General features: G+C 71.1%; 12 protein-coding genes, 1 tRNA gene and 1 rRNA gene. 12 read left to right on the top strand and 2 right to left on the bottom strand.

What is annotated here, in order from left to right; genetic code table 11:
* Positions 1 to 143: 143 nt before the first annotated feature.
* The 3 genes from rrf (at position 144) to ACFO3J_RS27135 (ending at position 1,253) form a co-directional block, all read left to right on the top strand.
* Positions 144 to 260: ribosomal RNA gene (gene rrf / locus ACFO3J_RS27145) — 5S ribosomal RNA — on the top strand.
* Positions 261 to 389: 129 nt separating this feature from the next.
* The gene (locus ACFO3J_RS27140) at positions 390 to 1,109 is read left to right on the top strand and encodes a DegT/DnrJ/EryC1/StrS family aminotransferase (RefSeq protein WP_386434495.1); all 720 of its coding nucleotides are present in this window, start codon (positions 390 to 392) and stop codon (positions 1,107 to 1,109) included.
* Positions 1,110 to 1,180: 71 nt separating this feature from the next.
* Positions 1,181 to 1,253: transfer RNA gene (locus ACFO3J_RS27135), tRNA-Thr, on the top strand.
* A 126-nt stretch (positions 1,254 to 1,379) separates the two neighbouring features.
* On the opposite strand, the gene ACFO3J_RS27130 is transcribed toward ACFO3J_RS27135, so the two are convergent.
* A complete protein-coding gene (locus tag ACFO3J_RS27130; protein ID WP_386434492.1) occupies positions 1,380 to 4,019 on the bottom strand; it encodes a SpoIIE family protein phosphatase in 2,640 nt (879 codons plus the stop codon).
* 485 nt (positions 4,020 to 4,504) lie between these two features.
* Here ACFO3J_RS27130 and ACFO3J_RS27125 point away from each other — a divergent pair, with 485 nt between their 5' ends.
* The 9 genes from ACFO3J_RS27125 to ACFO3J_RS27085 all read left to right on the top strand — a co-directional run bounded on the left by ACFO3J_RS27125 (position 4,505) and on the right by ACFO3J_RS27085 (position 19,358).
* Positions 4,505 to 10,027, top strand: a complete 5,523-nt coding sequence (locus ACFO3J_RS27125) for a HAMP domain-containing protein (RefSeq protein ID WP_386434489.1) — start codon at positions 4,505 to 4,507, stop codon at positions 10,025 to 10,027.
* Positions 10,028 to 10,330: 303 nt separating this feature from the next.
* Positions 10,331 to 11,020, top strand: coding sequence for a response regulator (locus ACFO3J_RS27120; protein ID WP_386434486.1), 690 nt, complete (start codon positions 10,331 to 10,333; stop codon positions 11,018 to 11,020).
* A 199-nt stretch (positions 11,021 to 11,219) separates the two neighbouring features.
* Complete coding sequence (locus ACFO3J_RS27115) at positions 11,220 to 13,970, top strand: DNA translocase FtsK (protein WP_386434483.1); 2,751 nt, start codon at positions 11,220 to 11,222, stop codon at positions 13,968 to 13,970.
* Positions 13,971 to 14,223: 253 nt separating this feature from the next.
* Positions 14,224 to 15,030, top strand: coding sequence for a helix-turn-helix domain-containing protein (locus tag ACFO3J_RS27110; RefSeq protein WP_386434480.1), 807 nt, complete (start codon positions 14,224 to 14,226; stop codon positions 15,028 to 15,030).
* Between the two features lie 67 nt (positions 15,031 to 15,097).
* A complete protein-coding gene (gene rimO / locus ACFO3J_RS27105) occupies positions 15,098 to 16,726 on the top strand; it encodes a 30S ribosomal protein S12 methylthiotransferase RimO (protein ID WP_386434477.1) in 1,629 nt (542 codons plus the stop codon).
* Between the two features lie 155 nt (positions 16,727 to 16,881).
* Positions 16,882 to 17,526 (top strand): CDP-diacylglycerol--glycerol-3-phosphate 3-phosphatidyltransferase, encoded by a 645-nt coding sequence (gene pgsA, locus ACFO3J_RS27100; RefSeq protein ID WP_386434474.1) that lies wholly within the window; start codon positions 16,882 to 16,884, stop codon positions 17,524 to 17,526.
* A complete protein-coding gene (locus ACFO3J_RS27095) occupies positions 17,523 to 18,143 on the top strand; it encodes a CinA family protein (protein ID WP_386434471.1) in 621 nt (206 codons plus the stop codon). Before pgsA ends, ACFO3J_RS27095 begins: the two co-directional genes overlap by 4 nt.
* Before the next feature lie 164 nt (positions 18,144 to 18,307).
* Positions 18,308 to 18,709 (top strand): helix-turn-helix domain-containing protein, encoded by a 402-nt coding sequence (locus tag ACFO3J_RS27090; RefSeq protein WP_386434468.1) that lies wholly within the window; start codon positions 18,308 to 18,310, stop codon positions 18,707 to 18,709.
* A 178-nt stretch (positions 18,710 to 18,887) separates the two neighbouring features.
* Positions 18,888 to 19,358: a Dps family protein gene (locus ACFO3J_RS27085; RefSeq protein ID WP_386434466.1), complete on the top strand. Its 471-nt coding sequence runs from the start codon at positions 18,888 to 18,890 to the stop codon at positions 19,356 to 19,358.
* Positions 19,359 to 19,765: 407 nt separating this feature from the next.
* Here ACFO3J_RS27085 and ACFO3J_RS27080 read toward each other — a convergent pair whose 3' ends face one another.
* Positions 19,766 to 20,569 carry a DNA-formamidopyrimidine glycosylase family protein gene (locus ACFO3J_RS27080; RefSeq protein ID WP_386434463.1) on the bottom strand — a complete coding sequence of 268 codons (804 nt, stop codon included), beginning with the start codon at positions 20,567 to 20,569 and terminating at the stop codon, positions 19,766 to 19,768.
* Positions 20,570 to 20,679 lie beyond the last annotated feature (110 nt).

Raw genomic sequence — 20,679 nt, 5'->3', positions numbered from 1 at the left:
AGGCCGAGGGCTTGTCCATGTGTGCTCGCGTCCACTGTGTGGTTCTGAAACAATCAGCCACCGAACCCCCCTGGCGGGGAGCTGTTCCCTTTAGGGGGATGGTGTCCCTGCCTGGTGTGCGGGTGGTGTGTGTTTCATAGTGTTTCGGTGGTCATAGCGTTAGGGAAACGCCCGGTTACATTCCGAACCCGGAAGCTAAGCCTTTCAGCGCCGATGGTACTGCAGGGGGGACCCTGTGGGAGAGTAGGACACCGCCGAACAATTATTCAGCCCCCGCCCCCGAGGTTTGCCTCGGGGGCGGGGGCTTTTTTGCTTCCCGTCACCTCACGTTCACATCGCCCGGAGACTCTGGGCGCCTCGACAGGCGGAGGTGTGGAGACGTGCAGCAGATGACGACTGCCGGACGGCAGCACAGGATCGCTTCGGACTCGACGTCCTCCGCGTTGCGCAACGCTCTGGTCGAGCTGGGCATCGGCACTGGCGACGAGGTGATCGTGCCGTCCTTCGGGCCCAGCGCGCCCGCCGACGCCGTGCGGCTGGCCGGCGCCGTACCGGTCTTCGCGGACATCGATCCGCGGACGTTCTGCCTGGACCCCGACGCGGTCGCCGCCAGCGTCACCTCCCGCACGGCGGCGATCCTGCCGGTCAGCGTATTCGGGCATCCCGCGCCGCTGGCGCGGCTCGGCGAACTGGCCGGGCGCTACGCACTGGCCATCGTGGAGGAGGGCGGCACCGCCGAGGACATCGGGACCGTGGCCCGGCGCCGGGCGCACGCACGCTTCCTGGACTCGGCGTTGACCGGCGTGATCGTGCCGTACACCGAGCCGGGCGCCCGTCACCTCTATCACCAGTACACCGTGCGGGTGCCCGGCAATGGCCGGCCCGACCGGGACGCCTTCGCCCGGGCCCTGGCCGTCCGCGGCGTCAGGGCGACGGTGAGCGTTCCCGTACCGGTGCACCGTATGCCCGCGCACCGGTCGGGGACCGTACTCCCGCAGACCGAGCTGGTGGCCGCCGACGCGCTGTCGCTGCCGGTGCATTCCGGGCTCAACCAGCGGGAGCTGACACATGTCGCCGACGCCTGCAATGCCCTCGGCGGACTGATCTGACCGCGCGTCGACAACCGCCGATCGGGTTTCACCGCACACCAGTTCATGCGCTACGATCTTCCCGTTGACCCGCCCCAATAGCTCAGTCGGTAGAGCGTCTCCATGGTAAGGAGAAGGTCTACGGTTCGATTCCGTATTGGGGCTCAGCAGGACAAGGCCCCCGCCTCCATGGCGGGGGCCTTTCCTTTTGTCCCTGTACGTGTCCGCGTTCCTGTCCCCGCACGTGTCCTGGCACGTGCTTCCGCGGCTGTCTCCGGTGCCGGAACGCGGTTACTTCGGTACCCGCATCACGAGGATCGCCATGTCGTCCGACGGCGCGTCCGAGGCGAACCGCTCGACCGCCCGCTGGACGCGTGAGGCGACCGCGCCGGCGGTCAGGCCCGTGCAGGTGGCCAGGACATCGGCGAGGCCGTCGTCGCCCAGCATCCGGGTGCCCTCGCGGCGCTCGGTGACGCCGTCGGTGACGCAGAGCAGGACATCCCCCGGGTCGAGGGTGATGGACTGCTCGAAGAGTTCCAGATCCTCCATCACGCCCAGCAGCGGCTGCGGTTCGGCGGCCGGTTCCACGGTGCCGTCCGGGCGCAGGCGAAGCGGCAGCGGGTGTCCGGCGCAGACCATGCGGAGCACCGCGCTTCCGTCGTGCTGCGGCCACAGCTCGCCGTAGAGGAGGGTGAGAAAGCGGCTGCGGGCGCCCTCGTCCAGGATGGCGGCGTTGAGCCGTTCCAGCACCGCGGGGCCGCCGAAGCCCTCGCGGGCCAGCAGGCGCAGCGCGTGCCGGGCCAGGCCGGTCACGGCGGCCGCCTCCGGGCCCGTACCGCACACGTCGCCGATGGCGAAGCCCCAGCAGCCGTCGCGGATGGGGAAGAGGTCGTAGAAGTCGCCGCCCACCTCATTGCCCTCACCGGCGGCGCGGTAGACGACCTCGACTTCGACGCCGGGCACCCGGGGCAGCTCCGGCGGCAGCAGGCTGCGCTGGAGGGCCTGGCTGATGGCGGTGCGCTCGCTGTAGAGGCGGGCGTTGTCCAGGGCCAGGGCGGCGCGGCGGGAGAGATCCTCGGCGAGCTCCAGGATCTCCTGGCGGAAGCGCTCGTCGGTGGGCTTGCCGAGGGTGAGCATGCCGATGACGCGGTTGCGGGCCACCAGCGGCAGCACGACTGTCTCGCCGCCGATCGCGGCCGCGGTGGCCAGCTGGATGCCGGGGGTGTTCGCGGGGCGGCTGCTCACCGCCGAGGAGGCCGCGGCGGCCGACCCCACGCCGAGGCTGCGCAGCGAGGCGCGCAGGGCGCTGGAGTGGGCCACGTCCGACGGGTCGGTCCAGATCCGGGCGCCGGGTGTCGGGTCCGGGGCGGGCGGCCGTACCTGGGACAGCAGTGCCTTGATGCCGTCGATGCGGTCCTCGTCCTCGTGCAGGACGAAAGCCAGCTCCGGTTCGGACTGCGACTGCTCGGCGATGGTGTAGACGGCGCACCAGCTGGCCAGCGTCGGTACGGTCATCTGCGCCATCAAGGCGAGTGTCTGATCGCGTTCCAGGGTGCCGGCCAGCAGGTCGGAGGCCTCGACGAGGAAGGACAGCGAGCCGCGGCGGAGCCGCTCCAGCTCGGTGAGGCGGGCGCTTTCGACGGCCAGCGCGATCCGGTCGGCGGCGAACTGGAGGCGGAGTGCCTCCTGGTTGGAGTAGCGGCCGGGCGCCTCGGCGGCGACTCCGATGGAGCCGGTCAGGCGGCCCTCGACCTTGAGCGGCACGGTGACCACCGAACGCATGCCGGTGCCGGACAGCAGCGGTACGGCGCCGGGTACGGCGGTGAGGTCCTCGTGCACCGCGGGCATCCTGGCACTGCCGTAGCGTCCGGTGCCGGCCTCGACGGGGACCCGGGCGAAGCGCTGCCGGGCCGAGGGCAGGCCGGTGGAGGCGCGTACCTCCAGCTCGGTCTCGTCGTCGGTGGCCAGCAGCAGGTAGGCGGCGTCCCCGTCGAGCATGTCGCGGGCGCGTTCGACGGTGCGCTGGAGGAGGCTGTCGAGGTCGTCGGGGGCGGGGGAGCCGATGAAGACCTCGAACGCGTCGGTGCTCTTGCCGCGCTGGGTGAGGCTGGGGTCGGAGTGCGCCGGGCCCCGGGACGGGCTCTGCAGGACGGCGCGCTCCTCGGCGCGTACCAGCAGACACACGGTGGAGGGCTCGCCGGCGCTGTCGCGGACCCGCAGGTGGGAGCCGTAGACGGGCAGGACGCGGCCTCCGGCGTCGCGCAGGCCGTAGGTGCCCTCCCAGCGGGAGAGCTGGAGCGCTTCGGCGAGGCCGATGCCGGTGCCGGGGGTCTGCGGCCAGGCGGTGATGTCGGCGAGCGACTTGCCGAGTATGTCGGCGGGGGCGTGGCCGAACAGATCCGCCGCGTCGTCGTTCCACCGGGTGATGACGGCGCGGTTGTCGGCCTGGATGACGGCGACCCGGACCCGCTCGTCGGCGACCGGCAGATCGGTGACGGGCATCACGGGACCGGCCGAGCGGGTGCCGGCCGGACGCTCCGGCAGGTCGAGCTGGAACCAGACGGTCTTGCCGGCGGCGGTGTACTCCACGCCCCAGCGGCCGGCCAGCGCGGCGCACAGCAGCAGGCCGCGACCGCCTTCGTTGTCGCCGTCGCGGAACTGGCGGCCGCGCGGCTGCATCGGGATCTCGCGTTCGGGATAGTGGTCGGCGACCTCGACCCGGACCGCTGTCTCGTACCGCAGGCAGGTCACGTCGGCGGCGGTGCCCGCGTGCACCACGGCATTGGTGACGAGCTCGCTGGTGAGGACCACCGCGTCGTCCACCACGTCGGCGAAGCCCCAGCCGTGCAGGGTGTCGCGCACGAACGCCCGGGCGACGGCGACGGAGCGCCCCACGGGTTCGAAGCTGGCCGCTGCCCGCGCCGTGATCACAGATCTCCTCGTGAGTGTTTCGGTGTTCCCCCGGAGGCTGTGTCCGGTCGCGCTCCCACCAGTTCCCCGACCACGAGCCGAGTGTCGCACTGCCATCAGGCAAGGCTAGTGCGTGGGACGGCGGCCGTCCCATGCGGTACGAAACCGGGAAGCGTTGTGACGCTTGTCCCTCTATATGCGATGCGCGGATGGCGAAGCGCCACAGTGATCAGGGGTTGAACACACCGCGCAGTCGGCAGGTGCCATCGAGCGTGCGATGGTGCCGAACCGCTGGGACTCCTCCCGCCCCGGGGGACAGGCTTCTCGCCGGACAGCACAGCCGTGGCGAAGGACGAGTCCCGCCCTCCATAGGCCAACGACCGTTCCGGTGAGATGGTTACGACGGAAGTTTGCCGGGCCGGTGGGCGATGGTGGAACACTAGGCATGTTTGCTCGGCAGAAAACATGCACATCCGCAGGTCGATCGACCCTCCAGGAGGGACACGGTGGAGTCTGGCGCATCGGCGCGGGGCACAGTCACGCGTACGAAGAACGGGCGATCTCGTGGCAGCGGGACGGTAGAGGTCGATTCGGCCGCGCTCACCAAGCTGCTCGGGGCGCTGGCCGCGATGCGGGACGGGAACTTCCGCAAGCGGCTCACGGTGTCCGGCGACGGCCCGATGGCCGAGATCGCCGCGGTCTTCAACGAGGTCGCGGACCGTAACCAGCACCTCACCGGGGAGCTGGCCCGGGTCCGGCGGGTGGTCGGCCGGGAGGGCAAGCTCAACGAACGGCTGGAGACCGGCGCCAGCGAGGGCGCCTGGGCGGCGGCCATCGAGGCGTCCAACGCGCTGGTCGACGACCTGGTGCGGCCGGTCTCCGAGGTCGGCCGGGTGCTGTCGGCGGTGGCCGAGGGCGATCTGGTGCAGCGGATGGACCTGCGGGCGCAGAACGCCGACGGGTCGGCGCACCCGCTGCGCGGGGAGTTCCTGAAGGTCGGCCGTACGGTCAACGGGCTGGTCGACCAGCTGTCCGCGTTCACCGACGAGGTGACCCGCGTCGCCAGCGAGGTCGGCACCGAGGGCAAGCTGGGCGGCCAGGCGAAGGTGCGCGGGATGGCCGGGTCCTGGAAGGACCTGACGGACTCGGTCAACACCATGGCGTACCGGCTGACGGCCCAGGTCCGGGACATCGCGCTGGTCACCCAGGCGGTGCTGAAGGGCGACCTGTCCCGCAAGGTCACCGTGCATGTGGCCGGCGAGATGCTGGAGCTGAAGAACACCGTCAATTCGATGGTGGACCAGCTGTCCTCCTTCTCCTCCGAGGTCACCCGGGTCGCCCGTGAGGTCGGCACCGAGGGAGAGCTCGGCGGTCAGGCGCAGGTGCCCGGCATGGCGGGTGTGTGGAAGGACCTGACCGACTCCGTCAATCTGATGGCCGGGAATCTGACCGCGCAGGTGCGGGACATCGCGCAGGTCACCACGGCGGTCGCCAACGGCGACCTGACGCAGAAGATCACCATCGGGGCGCGCGGCGAGGTCGCGCAGCTCGCCGAGACGATCAACGCCATGACCGAGACACTGCGGACCTTCGCCGACGAGGTGACCCGGGTCGCGGGCGAGATCGGCGCCGAGGGCCAGCTCGGCGGGCAGGCCCAGGTCCCGGGCGCGGCGGGCACCTGGAAGGACCTCACCGACTCGGTGAACACCGCCTTCCGCAATCTGACCGCCCAGGTGCGGGACATCGCGCAGGTCACCACGGCGGTGGCGGGCGGCGACCTGTCGCAGAAGGTCACGGTGGACGTCTCCGGCGAGATGCTGGAGCTGAAGAACACCGTGAACTCGATGGTCGGCCAGCTCTCCTCGTTCGGTGACGAGGTGACCCGGGTGGCCCGCGAGGTGGGCGTCGAGGGCATCCTCGGCGGGCAGGCGCAGGTGTCCGGCGCGGCGGGCACCTGGAAGGACCTCACCGACTCGGTGAACACCGCCTTCCGCAACCTCACCGGTCAGGTCCGCAACATCGCGCAGGTCACCACGGCGGTCGCCAACGGCGATCTGACCCAGAAGGTCACGGTGGACGTCTCCGGCGAGATGCTGGAGCTGAAGAACACCGTGAACCGGATGGTGGACCAGCTGGGCTCCTTCTCCGCCCAGGTGACGCGGATGGCCACCGACGTGGGCACCGAAGGCCGTCTCGGCGGTCAGGCGCGGGTGGACGGGGTCAGCGGCACTTGGAAGGACCTGACCGACTCCGTCAACTTCATGGCCGGCAACCTGACCTCCCAGGTCCGGCAGATCGCCCAGGTCACCACGGCGGTCGCACGCGGCGACCTGTCGCAGAAGATCGATGTGGACGCCCGGGGCGAGATCCTGGAGCTGAAGAACACCATCAACACGATGGTGGACCAGCTGTCGTCGTTCGCCGAGCAGGTCACGCGGGTGGCCCGCGAGGTGGGCACCGACGGGCGGCTGGGCGGCCAGGCGCAGGTGCCCGGTGTGGCCGGTGTGTGGCGCGACCTGACCGACTCGGTGAACTTCATGGCCGGCAACCTCACCGGCCAGGTCCGCAACATCGCGCAGGTGGCCACCGCCGTCGCGCGCGGCGACCTGTCGCAGAAGATCGACGTGGACGCCAAGGGCGAGATCCTGGAGCTGAAGAACACCCTGAACACGATGGTGGACCAGCTGTCGTCGTTCGCCGAGCAGGTGACCCGGGTGGCCCGCGAGGTGGGCACCGAGGGCATCCTCGGCGGGCAGGCCGAGGTCAAGGGCGTGTCCGGGACGTGGAAGGACCTCACCCAGTCCGTCAACTTCATGGCGAACAACCTGACCTCGCAGGTCCGCAACATCGCCGATGTGACGAGCGCGGTCGCGCAGGGCGACCTGTCGCGGAAGATCACCGTCGACGCCAAGGGCGAGATCCTGGCCCTGGTCACCACCGTGAACACGATGGTGGACACCCTGTCGGCGTTCGGTGACGAGGTCACCCGGGTGGCCCGCGAGGTCGGCACGGAGGGCCAGCTCGGCGGCCAGGCACGGGTGCGGGACGCCTCCGGTATCTGGAAGGACCTCACCGACAACGTCAACCTGATGGCCAACAACCTGACCAGTCAGGTGCGGTCGATCTCCTCGGTGGCCACGGCGGTCGCCAACGGCGATCTGACGAAGAAGATCGATGTGGACGCCCGGGGCGAGATCCTGGAGCTGAAGAACACCATCAACACGATGGTGGACACCCTGTCGGCGTTCGGTGACGAGGTCACCCGGGTCGCCCGCGAGGTCGGTACCGAGGGCATCCTCGGCGGCCAGGCCCGGGTGCCGGGCGTGGCGGGCACCTGGAAGGACCTCACCGAGTCCGTCAACGGGATGGCCTCCAACCTGACCGGCCAGGTCCGGCAGATCGCGCAGGTCACCACGGCGGTCGCCCGCGGCGACCTGTCCAAGAAGATCGATGTGGACGCCCGCGGCGAGATCCTGGAGCTCAAGACCACCATCAACACGATGGTCGGCCAGCTGTCCGCCTTCGGTGACGAGGTGACCCGGGTGGCCCGCGAGGTGGGCACCGAGGGCCGTCTGGGCGGTCAGGCGCGGGTGCCGGACGTCTCCGGCATCTGGAAGGACCTCACCGAGTCGGTGAACCTGATGGCCAACAACCTGACCTCGCAGGTGCGCAACATCGCCCAGGTCGCCACCGCGGTGACCCGCGGCGACCTGAATCTGCGGATCGACGTGGACGCGGCCGGCGAGATCCTGGAACTCCAGGACTACATCAACACGATGATCGTCAGGCTGCGCGAGACCACGCTGGCCAACAAGGAACAGGACTGGCTCAAGGGCAATCTGGCCCGTATCTCCGGTCTGATGCAGGGCCGCCGCGACCTCGGCGACGTGGCCGCGCTGATCATGAGCGAGCTGACCCCGGTGGTCTCCGCGCAGCACGGCGCGTTCTTCCTCACCGAGGACACCACGGAGGCCGGCGAGGAGTACGAACTGCAGCTGATCGGCAGCTACGGCTTCTCCCGGCGCACCAGGTCCACCGTCTTCCTGCCCGGCGAGGGGCTGATCGGACAGGCGGCGGTGGAGAAGCGCAGCATCCTGATCGAGCATGTGCCGCCGGGCTATCTGAAGATCACCTCCGGGCTCGGCGAGGCGCCGCCGTCCCATGTGATCGTGCTGCCGGTGCTGTTCGAGGGCCGGGTGCTGGGCGTGATCGAGCTGGCCGCCTTCCAGCCGTTCACCCAGATCCAGAAGGACTTCCTCGACCAGATCACCGACATCATCGCGATCAGCGTCAACACCATCTCGGTCAACACCAAGACCGAGGGACTGCTGAAGCAGTCCCAGGAGCTGACCGAGCAACTGCAGGAACGCTCCGCCGAGCTGGAGAGCAGGCAGCGCGCGCTGGAGATGTCCAACGCCGAACTGGAGGACAAGGCCGAGCTGCTGGCCCGGCAGAACCGCGACATCGAGGTGAAGAACACCGAGATCGAGGAGGCCCGGCAGGTCCTGGAGGAGCGCGCCGAGCAGCTCGCGGTCTCGATGCGCTACAAGTCGGAGTTCCTCGCCAACATGTCGCACGAGCTGCGCACCCCGCTCAACTCGCTGCTCATCCTGGCCAAACTGCTGGCCGACAACGCCGACGGCAATCTGTCGCCGAAGCAGGTCGAGTTCGCCCAGACCATCCACGGCGCCGGATCGGACCTGCTCCAGCTGATCAACGACATCCTGGACCTGTCCAAGGTCGAGGCGGGCAAGATGGACGTCTCGCCGACCCGGATCGCGCTGGTGCAGCTGGTCGACTACGTGGAGGCCACCTTCCGGCCGCTGACCGCGGAGAAGGGCCTGGACTTCTCGGTACGGGTCTCGCCGGAGCTGCCGGTCACCTTGCACACCGACGAGCAGCGGCTGCTCCAGGTGCTGCGCAATCTGCTGTCCAACGCGGTGAAGTTCACCGACAGCGGCTCGGTGGAGCTGGTGATCCGCCCGGCCGGAACCGAGGTGCCGCAGTCCATCCGCGAGCAGTTGCTGGAGGCCGGGACACTGCGCGAGCCGGACCAGCCGCTGATCGCGTTCTCGGTGACCGACACCGGCATCGGCATCGCGGCCGGCAAGATGCGGGTGATCTTCGAGGCGTTCAAGCAGGCCGACGGCACCACCAGCCGCAAGTACGGCGGTACGGGCCTGGGCCTGTCGATCAGCCGCGAGATCGCCCGGCTGCTGGGCGGTGAGATCCACGCCGACTCCCAGCCGGGACGCGGTTCGACCTTCACGCTGTATCTGCCGCTGAGCCTCGGCGAGGTGCCTCCGGCGCTGCCGCAGCTGGCCGTCGGCGGCTACGGCGCGGACATCGACCAGAGCGCGCAGGGCCGCACCCGCAGCCCCGGCAGCAGCCTGGCGCGGCTGCGCCGCCGCTCCGCCCTGCCGCCGGCCCCGCACTCCTCGGGGGGCGGCGGCCACCCGGGCGCCCAGGGCAACGGTCAGGGTTACGGCCAGAGCTATGGCCAGGGTTACGGCCAGGGCTACGGGCATAACGGCCAGGGCGGCGACCTGGGACCGAGCAGCGTGCACGGCTACGGGCAGGCCCAGCTCGGCGCGGCCGAGCCGTGGGCGGACGAGGCGCAGGGCGAGGCGTACGCCGGTTTCTCCGGCAGCTTCAGCGGCGAGAAGGTGCTGATCGTCGACGACGACATCCGTAACGTCTTCGCGCTGACCAGCGTGCTGGAGCAGTACGGACTGACGGTCCTCTACGCCGAGAACGGCCGGGAGGGCATCGAGGTCCTGGAGCAGTACGACGACATCGCCGTGGTGCTGATGGACATCATGATGCCGGAGATGGACGGATACGCGACGACGACGGCGATCCGGAAGATGCCGCAGTTCGCCGGGCTGCCGATCATCGCGCTCACCGCGAAGGCGATGAAGGGCGACCGGGAGAAGGCCATCGACTCCGGAGCGTCGGATTATGTGACGAAGCCGGTGGACACTGATCATCTGCTCACGCTCATGGAACAGTGGATGCACGCGCGTTGACCGGCGCGCCCCCGGGGCGCGCCGGAGGGGCCGGTCCGGCCGTCCGGCGTGCCGGGGGAGGCGGTCGGCCCCGGCAGGCGTATCTTTTGCCGACCCGTGTGTCGGGCGAGGTGTGAGGGCAGTGGAATCAGGGAACCTTCTGGTCCCCGCCTACGTTTCCGGTGCGTGTTGAGTGACCTGGCGGTGACAGGGTGTGGCGAACGGCGGGGTGCGGCTACCATGACCGGCACAAGGACGGGCGGCATGACGGAGCTGTCCCCGGGGGCGGCGACCGGCACAGGGCCGGGGCGAGGAGGGCGGGCCATGGTGCAGAAGGCCAAGATCCTCCTGGTCGATGACCGGCCGGAGAATCTGCTGGCGCTGGAGGCGATCCTCTCGGCGCTCGATCAGACACTGGTGCGGGCATCGTCCGGGGAGGAAGCACTCAAAGCGCTGTTGACCGACGACTTCGCGGTGATCCTGCTCGATGTCCAGATGCCGGGCATGGACGGATTCGAGACCGCGGCGCACATCAAACGGCGGGAGCGGACCCGGGACATCCCGATCATCTTCCTGACCGCGATCAACCACGGGCCGCACCACACCTTCCGCGGCTACGCGGCAGGGGCGGTCGACTACATCTCCAAGCCGTTCGACCCGTGGGTGCTGCGGGCCAAGGTGTCGGTCTTCGTGGACCTCTACATGAAGAACTGCCAGCTGCGGGAGCAGGCGGCGCTGCTGCGGCTCCAGTTGGAGCAGGGCCTGCCGGACGGCGCGGGCTCCAACGGCGGCGGCAAGGAGTCGGTGGGGATCATCGCCGAGCTGTCCGCGCGGCTGGCCGCGGTGGAGGAGCAGGCCGAGGCGCTGGGCAAGCAGCTCAACGAGTCGGGTGACGGCGCGGCCGTGGCCACCGCCGCCCACCTGGAACGCAAACTCACCGGTCTGCGGCGGGCGCTGGACGCGCTGGAGCCCGGCACCGGAGGCGGCATCATCAAACAGCACGGCGGGGACTGAGCGGGGCCGGCGGGCGGACCGCGGCGGACTGACGGGCCAGCAGGGCGTCACCGCACGGCGGGTGACGGAGGGTCAGTCCGCAGGTCCGTCAGCTTGGCCCGGTCCGTCCGGTCAATCATCTGATCGGCGCGGTCCGACACGAACGGGCGTATCCACAGGCAGGCGTGTCACCCGGGCAAAGAACGGTAACCTCGGCACCATGGCCTCCCGTACGTCCGGCACCGCCAAGAAAGCCCCGGCGAAGCCTGCGGCGAAGAAGACCGCGGCCAAGAGACCCGCGGCGAAGAGCGCTTCCGCCAAGGCCCCCGTCAAGAAGGCGGCCGCGGCGGTCAAACCCGCGCCCAGGCCCGCCCCTTCGCCGTCCAATCCGCTCTACCGCATGGTGCGGGCCATATGGCTCGGCCTGGCCCATGGCGTCGGCGCGATCTTCCGCGGCATAGGGCGCGGTGCCCGCGGCCTGGACCCCGCGCACCGCAAGGACGGCCTGGCGCTGCTGCTGGTCGGCCTCACCCTGGTGGTCGCCGCCGGCACCTGGTCCAATCTGCGGGGCCCGGTCGGCGATCTGGTGACGATGCTGATCACCGGCGCCTTCGGCCGTCTCGACCTGCTGGTGCCCTTCCTGCTCGGCGCGATCGCCGTCCGGCTGATGCGCCACCCCGAGCAGTCCGAGGCCAACGGCCGGATCGTGATCGGACTGTCCGCGCTGGTCATCGGCCTGCTCGGGCTGATCCACATCGCCTGCGGCTCCCCGACCCGTGCCGAGGGCGCCCAGGCCATGCGGGACGCCGGCGGCCTGATCGGCTGGGCCACCGCTTCCCCGTTCCTCTACACCGTCGGCGCGCCCCTGGCCGTTCCCCTGCTGCTGCTCTTCACCGTCTTCGGGCTGCTGGTCGTCACCGCCACCCCGGTCAACGCCATTCCGCAGCGGCTGCGCTGGGCGGGCGGCAAGCTCGGCCTGTACGCGGCGCCGCCGGACCCCGAAGCCGTACCGCTGGAGGACTTCTTCGAGGACGACGAGGAGCCCGCCGGCCCCGAGGACGAGTCGCCGGTGCGCCGGCTGCCGCTGCGCTTCACCAAGCGCGCGGCGGCGGACGCGGACCCGTACGACGTGGACCGCGAAGGCCCCCTGGACGGCGCCGAGGAGCCCAGGCCGCGCCGCAGGCCCAGGCGCCGCGCGGAGCCCGGGGACGGCCCCGACGCGGTGGACGTGGCCGCCGAGGCCGCCGCCGCCCTGGACGGAGCGGTGCTGAACGGCGTGCAGCCCTCACCGCTGGTCGCCGACCTGACCAGCCGGGTCAGGAAGCATCTGCCGGCCGCCCGGGCCGAGGACGGTGAGGACGCCGTCGCGTCCAGGGGCGCGGAGGCCGCCGGGCTGCCCGCCGGCGCCCCGGTCCCCGATCTGACCAAGCACACCCCCGACCCGGACGCCGGCGTGCCGCTGCCGCCGCGCGCCGAGCAGCTCCAGCTCTCCGGCGACATCACCTACGCGCTGCCCTCCCTGGACCTGCTGGAGCGCGGCGGCCCCGGCCGCACCCGCAGCGCCGCCAACGACCTGGTGGTGGCCCAGCTCTCCCAGGTCTTCAAGGAGTTCCGGGTCGACGCGACCGTCACCGGCTTCACCCGCGGCCCGACGGTCACCCGCTACGAGGTCGAACTGGGCGCCGCCGTCAAGGTCGAGCGGATCACCGCGCTCGCCAAGAACATCGCCTACTCGGTGGCCAGCCCCGACGTAAGGATCATCAGTCCGATCCCCGGCAAGTCCGCGGTCGGCATCGAAATCCCCAACAGCGACCGCGAGATGGTCAATCTGGGCGACGTGCTGCGCTCCGCCGAAGCCGCCGGCGAGGTGCACCCGATGACGGTCGCGCTCGGCAAGGACGTCGAGGGCGGCTATGTGATGGCCAATCTCGCCAAGATGCCGCACGTCCTGGTGGCCGGCGCCACCGGTTCCGGCAAGTCCTCCTGCATCAACTGCCTGATCACCTCGGTGATGGCCCGCGCCACCCCCGACGAGGTGCGGATGGTGCTGGTCGACCCCAAGCGCGTCGAACTCACCGTGTACGAGGGCATCCCGCACCTGATCACCCCGATCATCACCAACCCCAAGCGGGCCGCCGAGGCGCTCCAGTGGGTGGTGCGCGAGATGGACCTGCGCTACGACGACCTCGCCGCCTACGGCTTCCGGCACATCGACGACTTCAACGCCGCGGTGCGCTCCGGCAAGGCCAGGACACCCGAGGGCAGCGAGCGCGAGCTGACCCCGTATCCGTATCTGCTGGTGATCGTGGACGAGTTGGCCGATCTGATGATGGTCGCCCCGCGCGATGTGGAGGATTCCATCGTCCGCATCACCCAGCTCGCCCGCGCCGCCGGAATCCACCTGGTGCTCGCCACCCAGCGGCCCAGCGTCGATGTCGTCACCGGTCTGATCAAGGCCAATGTGCCGTCCCGGCTCGCCTTCGCCACCTCCTCGCTCGCCGACAGCCGGGTCATCCTCGACCAGCCCGGCGCCGAGAAACTCATCGGAAAGGGTGACGGACTGTTCCTGCCGATGGGCGCGAACAAGCCGATCCGGATGCAGGGCGCCTTCGTCACCGAGGACGAGGTCGCCAAGATCGTCGAGCACTGCAAGGCGCAGCTCACCCCCGCCTACCGCAGCGACGTCACGGTCGGCAGCGGGCCCAAGAAGGAGATCGACGAGGAGATCGGCGACGATCTGGATCTGCTCTGCCAGGCCGCCGAACTGGTCGTCTCCACCCAGTTCGGTTCCACCTCGATGCTCCAGCGCAAGCTGCGGGTCGGCTTCGCCAAGGCGGGCCGGCTGATGGACCTGATGGAGTCGCGCGGCATCGTCGGCCCCAGCGAGGGGTCCAAGGCCCGCGACGTCATGGTCAAGGCCGACGAACTCGACGGTGTGCTCGCGGTGATCCGCGGCGGGGACGCTTCGTAGGGCGGCGGCCGAGGGATCCTGGGCCGCCGCGGGCGGCGGGCGGATGCGCCGTGCGCGGCGCGTGTGATCCCCGGCAGCCGGGGCACGCTCCCGGGCAACCGTTTCTCCTGCCCGCGCGTCAAGTTGTTACAGCTGCACCCCCCGTCGGGCAGCCCGGGTGGCGGACAAAACAGCTCCTCCGGTTGCCCCCACGTTTCGCACCCCCCCTAGACTGAACTTCCAGCAGGTGGCTGCACGCTCGAAAGGCGCCCTCGTGTCCATCGGCAACTCGCCTCCCGACGACCAACCTTCGGTCGGTCGCGCCCTTGCCCAGGCCCGCGTCGCCGCGGGACTCTCCATCGACGAGGTCAGCACCACCACGCGGATCCGCGTCCCGATCGTCCAGGGGATCGAGCAGGACGACTTCTCCCGCTGCGGCGGCGACGTCTACGCCCGCGGGCACATCCGCAGCATCGCCCGCGCCGTCGGCCTCGATCCCGAGCCGCTGGTCGACCAGTACGTGGCCGAGCACGGCACCGAGACCGCCCCCGCGCCCGTGGCGCCCCTGTACGAAGCCGAGCGGATCCGCTCGGAACCACGCCGGCCGAACTGGACGGCCGCCATGGTCGCCGCGATCGTCGCCGTCGTGGGCTTCGTCGGATTCACCGCGCTCTACAGCGGTGGCGGCGGCGGGAAGACCACCGCCGACTCGACCACCACCGCCCCGAGCAGCACCGCCTCGCACACCCGCACCCCGCAGGGCAACGGCGCGCCCAAGCCCCCGCAGCCGACCGGCAGCGCGATCGCCGCGGCGCCGCCCGGCAAGGTCACGGTCAAGGCCACCGTGGAGGGCAGCTCCAGCTGGATCCTGGCCACCGACAGCAACGGCAAGCAGCTGTACCAGAGCTCGCTCAAGAAGGGCGAGTCCATGACCTGGACCGACGACAAGAAGATCAAGCTCACGGTCGGAAACGCGGGCGCCGTCCAGCTGTTCGTCAACGGCAAGGACATCGGCAGGGCCGGCTCCAAGGGCCAGGTCGCCCACCTCACCTACACCCCGGGTGACCCCACTCAAGGCTGACGCGCACGCGGCGGTCCGCCAACCGCCGCGTACGGGTGGCCGTACCCCCTGCGGGTAGTCTGGGCTCATGCCCGAACCCCGTACCGTCGCTCTCGTCACGCTCGGCTGCGCCCGCAATGAGGTGGACTCCGAGGAACTCGCCGGCCGACTGGCGGCGGACGGCTGGCGACTGGTGGACGACGCGGCCGACGCCGATGTGGCGGTGGTGAACACCTGCGGCTTCGTCGACGCGGCCAAGAAGGACTCGGTGGACGCCCTGCTGGAGGCCAACGACCTCAAGGGCCACGGGCGTACCCAGGCCGTGGTGGCGGTGGGCTGCATGGCCGAGCGCTACGGCAAGGAACTCGCCGAATCCCTCCCCGAAGCCGACGCGGTGCTCGGCTTCGACGACTACGCGGACATCTCCGACCGGCTGCGGACCATCCTGGCCGGCGGCGTCCACGCCTCGCACACTCCCCGCGACCGGCGCAAGCTGCTGCCGATCAGCCCGGCGGAGCGGCAGGGCACGCCGGTGGCGCTGCCCGGGCACGGTCAGGGGACGGCGGACGGCTCGGTGGCCGCCGGGTCCGGGGCGGACGCTTCCGCCGTCGCCGGCCCCCCGGCGCCGGGCGGGGCCGAGGCCGACCTCACCGATCTTCCGGACGGCATCGCCCCCGCCTCGGGCCCGCGTGCCCCGCTGCGACGCCGGCTGGACTCCGGACCGGTCGCGTCCGTGAAACTCGCCTCCGGCTGCGACCGCCGCTGCAGCTTCTGCGCGATCCCCTCCTTCCGCGGCTCCTTCATCTCCCGCAGGCCCTCCGACGTCATCGGCGAGACCCGCTGGCTCGCCGAGCAGGGCGTCAAGGAGGTGATGCTGGTCAGCGAGAACAACACCTCCTACGGCAAGGACCTCGGCGACATCCGGCTGCTGGAGACGCTGCTGCCCGAACTCGCGGCGGTGGACGGCATCGAACGGATCCGGGTCAGCTACCTCCAGCCCGCCGAGATGCGCCCCGGCCTGATCGACGTGCTGACCGCCACCCCGGGTGTCGTCCCGTACTTCGACCTGTCCTTCCAGCACTCGGCGCCCGCCGTGCTGCGCGCCATGCGCCGGTTCGGCGACACCGACCGCTTCCTGGAGCTGCTGGACACCATCCGCGCCAAGGCACCCGAGGCCGGCGTCCGGTCCAACTTCATCGTCGGCTTCCCCGGCGAGACCGAGGGCGACCTGGCCGAACTCGAACGCTTCCTCGGCTCCGCCCGGTTGGACGCCATCGGGGTGTTCGGCTACTCCGACGAGGACGGCACCGAGGCGGCCGGCTACGACCACAAGCTCGACGAGGACGTGGTGGCGGCCCGGCTGGCCCGGATCTCACGGCTCGCCGAGGAACTGACCGCGCAGCGCGCCGAGGAGCGGCTCGGAGCCACGGTGAAGGTGCTGGTGGAATCGGTGGACGAGGAGACCGGCGAGGTCATCGGCCGGGCCGACCACCAGGCGCCGGAGACCGACGGCCAGGTGGTGCTGACGCCGGTCGGCAGCTGGTGGGAACCGGCGCCCGGAACGTTCGTCACCGCGAAGGTGACCGGTACCGAGGGCGTCGACCTGATCGCCGAGCCGCTCGGCGTGCAGGAGCCGGCCGGCCCGCGGGGCACCTCGGGAGCGCGGGACGCCACGGGCGCCCGGGGCACCGGCCGCGGGGACGGGGTGGGCAGATGACCGGAGCCTCCACGCCCGCGTCGGCCTCCCCGCCCTCCCCACGCCCGTCCACGCCGTCACCCGCATCCGCACCAGGGCTCACGGCCGCGTCATCCGTGGCCGGGACCGTCCCGCTGGGCGGCACCGTACCCTCGCCCCTGACCGGGAGGGCTTCCGTGGCCCCGTCCGTACCACCGCCGGGCCCCGCCGCCGGCACCGACCATCTCGGGGATGAGCCGGCGCCCAAGGCCAGGCTGATGAACGTCGCGAACCTGCTGACGATGATCAGACTGGCGCTGGTCCCCGGCTTCGTCCTGCTGCTGGTGCACGACGACGGCCATGACCCGGCCTGGCGGTCCTTCGCCTGGGCGGCCTTCGGCGTCGCCATGATCACCGACCTGTTCGACGGCGAGCTGGCCCGGCGCTACGGCCTGGTCACCGACTTCGGCAAGATCGCCGACCCGATCGCGGACAAGGCGATCATGGGCGCGGCGCTGGCCGGGCTGTCCGCCCTGGGCGATCTGCCCTGGTGGGTGACGGTGGTGATCCTGGTGCGGGAGCTGGGCATCACGCTGATGCGCTTCTGGGTGATCCGGCACGGCGTCATCCCGGCCAGCCGGGGCGGCAAGCTCAAGACGCTGGCGCAGGGAGTGGCGGTCGGTATGTACATCCTGGCGCTGACCGGCCCGCTGGCCACCATCCGGGCCTGGCTGATGGCGGTCGCGGTGATCCTCACGGTGGTGACCGGTCTGGACTACGTACGACAGGCGGTCGTGCTGCGGCGGGCGGGCCTGGCGGCGGAACGGGCGCGGCGGGCATGACGGCGGCCGAGCCGGTGCGCGAGCCGGAGCGCGAGCTTGAGCCGGTGGCCGGGAGCGGGGTGCCCCCGGCGGCCGCCGCGGATTCCCCCGCGGGCGGCAGCGCCGCCGCCGCTGCCGTCGACGTGCTGCGGCTGCTGGACGAGCGCGGCGGGACACTGGCCGTCGCGGAATCCCTGACCGGCGGTCTGGTGGCCGCGCAGCTCGCCGGGGTGCCCGGCGCCTCCCGGACCTTCCGCGGCTCGGTGACGGCGTATGCGACCGCCCTGAAGCACGAGCTGCTCGGTGTGGACGCCGCCCTGCTGGCGGCACGTGGCGCGGTGGACCCCGAAGTGGCCCGGCAGATGGCCGCGGGAGTACGGGACCGGCTCGGCGCGGACTGGGGCGTCTCCACCACCGGGGTCGCCGGACCCGATCCGCAGGACGGTCAGCCGGTCGGCACGGTCTTCGTCGCCGTGGCCGGCCCGGGCAGCGCGGCGGCCGAGGCCCGCGAGCTGAAGCTCACCGGCGACCGTACCGCGATCCGCACCGCTTCCGTCACGGCGATCCTGGAACTGCTCGCGGCTCGTTTGAGGGAGAGTACGGTAGCGGGTCCGGGATTCGGCCAGACTCCCGGATAACGCTCCTGGCGCGAGTCCATGGGCGAAGGATGGGGAAGAACCAGGGGGGTAGGGATGTTTGCAGCCCTGAGTGAACACGACTTGGCTCCCCGCACGGTCAGTGCCGGAGGCGGTACGGTGGGGCGAGGAAGATGCGGTTACGCGGTCCGAGGAGGGAGCCACCGATGATCTTGCTCCGTCGCCTGCTTGGTGACGTGCTGCGTCGGCAGCGCCAGCGCCAGGGCCGCACTCTGCGTGAGGTCTCCTCATCCGCCCGGGTATCGCTCGGTTACCTCTCCGAGGTCGAGCGCGGGCAGAAGGAGGCGTCCTCCGAGCTGCTCTCCGCGATCTGCGAGGCGCTGGACGTGCCGATGTCCGAGGTCATGCGCGAGGTCAGCGACGATCTGTCGCTCGCCGAGCTCTCGCAGTCCTCCGCCGCCGAGACCACCGCGGCGCCCATGCGGCCGCTGCTCGGCTCCGTCACGTCCGTCACTTCCGTCACCTCCGTGGCCGGTGCCCCGGACGAGCGGATCACCATCAAGGCCCCCAAGAAGTCCGCCGAGGCCGTCGACGTCGTCGCCGCCTAGGCCGGCCCTCCTGGCCGCTGTTTCTCCCTGCTCGCTTCGCGCGGCGGCCCGTCCCGGATCATCCCGGGGCGGGCCGCCGCGCTTTTGCCATGTGTAGACCGTCAAGGCAGGGTAGACGAAGGCGGTCAGCAGGGGATGAACCGGACCTGAACGCGTCGAATCGCGAGGAGAACAGCTCATGACTGTCGTAAAGAGCCCGCTGCCCCAGCAGGCCGTCAAGACCGTCGGCGACGCCCTGCAGGGCGCCCTGGTTGATCTGCTGGACCTGTCACTGGTGGGCAAGCAGGTGCACTGGAACATCATCGGGCCGCGTTTCCGCTCGATCCACCTCCAGCTGGACGAGGTGGTCACCGCCGCCCGCGCGGCCTCCGACAACGTCGCGGAGCGTGCCTCGGCCCTCGGCATCTCCCCGGACGGCCGGGCCGGGACGGTCTCCGCGTCCAGCGGGGTCGAGACGGTGACCGACGGCTGGATCAAGGACGTCGACGCCGTGGAGGTCATGGTGGCCGCGCTGGCTTCCGTCATCACCCGGATGCGGGAACGCATCGAGGCGACCGACAAGCCCGACCCGGTCACACAGGATCTCCTCATCGGCATCACCGCCGAACTCGAGAAGCAGCACTGGATGTTCCAGGCGGAGAACCACTGAGCCGGATGCGGTACGAGCCGGTGATACGGCTGAGTGAGTCGGCGAGACGACGCGGCAGGACCTGACCTCGGGGCCGGGATGGCCGCCCGGGCCCCGTGCGGGGGCCCGGGCGGCCGAGTTGGAGGCGGCGATGCGGGGACTTCGGGTGCGGGAGTCGGCTGGGGCTGCCGGGAGTGAGGGGCGTGACGGGAGCGGCGGGGCGGCCGGGGGTGAAAGGCGGGGGCGCCGGCCGGGGAAGGCGGCCCGGCGGGTGCTCGCGGTGGTCGCCGGGTCCCTGTGGTGGTGGGCGGTGCTACGGCTTGCCGTCCGGCCCGAGAGCGCGGGTCCGTTGGAAGGCATGGCGGCGATGGCGGGCTGGAGTCTCGGCCTGATACCCCTGCACGCCGTACCGGCCGCCGCCCGGTCGGTCAGTCCTCGCCGGGCACCGGACCGAGCTGGCACCGCGGACACCAGTACGCCACCCGGCTCCGGTCCTCCCGACCGTGCTGCCCGGATCTGACCGGGGTGCCGCAGCGCAGGCAGGGCTGGTGCTCCCGCCCGTAGACCCAGTTCGTACGGCCGCGCCGGGTGTCCCCGGTGGTGACGTGTCCTACGCGGCCTTTGTTCGCCTCCAGCAGCCGCCGGGCCAGCGCGACCATCTTCTCCGGCGCCCGGAGCTGTCCGAAGGGCGTCCACGGTGTCACTCCGCGCAGAAAACACAGCTCCGCCACGTAGACGTTGCCGACCCCGGCCAGATTGCGCTGGTCCAGCAGCGCCTCCCCGACCGGCCGCTCCGGATCGGCGGCCAACCGGTCCAGCGCCCGCGCGGCGTCCCAGTCAGGACCGAGGAGATCCGGCCCCAGGTGCCCGACCACCTCGCCTTCCTCCGCGGTCGGCAGCAGCTCCAGCACCGGCAGCCGGTAGCCCACCGCGATCCGCCCCTCGGTCTCCAGCACCGCCCGCACCTGATGCGCCGGACCACCCCGCCAGCGCTCCCCGGGGCCGTAGAGATGCCAGGAGCCCTCCATCTGCAGATGCGAGTGCAGGGTGATCCCGTCCGCCAGCCGGGCCATCAGATGCTTGCCGCGCGGCACCACCTCCAGCACCCGCCGGCCCGCCAGATCCACCGTCGCCAGCTTGGGCACCCGCAGATCCGCCCGCAGCAGGGGTCGTCCGGCCAGCGCGGCGTTCAGTCGGTGGGCGGTCAGCCAGACCGTGTCTCCTTCGGGCATCCGTCCATTCTCACCGACCGGGCGGTGGAGCGGGCCGGCCGGCGGTGCGCGGCGGTCGGCGAGGGCGGCCGTCAGGGGGGGCGCGCCGTGCGGCGGGCCCGGTGCGCCCG

The sequence above is a fragment of the Streptomyces polygonati genome (assembly GCF_042650325.1).
Taxonomy (GTDB): Bacteria; Actinomycetota; Actinomycetes; order Streptomycetales; family Streptomycetaceae; genus Actinacidiphila; species Actinacidiphila polygonati.
Note: the sequence above shows the minus strand (reverse complement) of the source record. Positions and strands in the feature narration are given on the sequence as shown.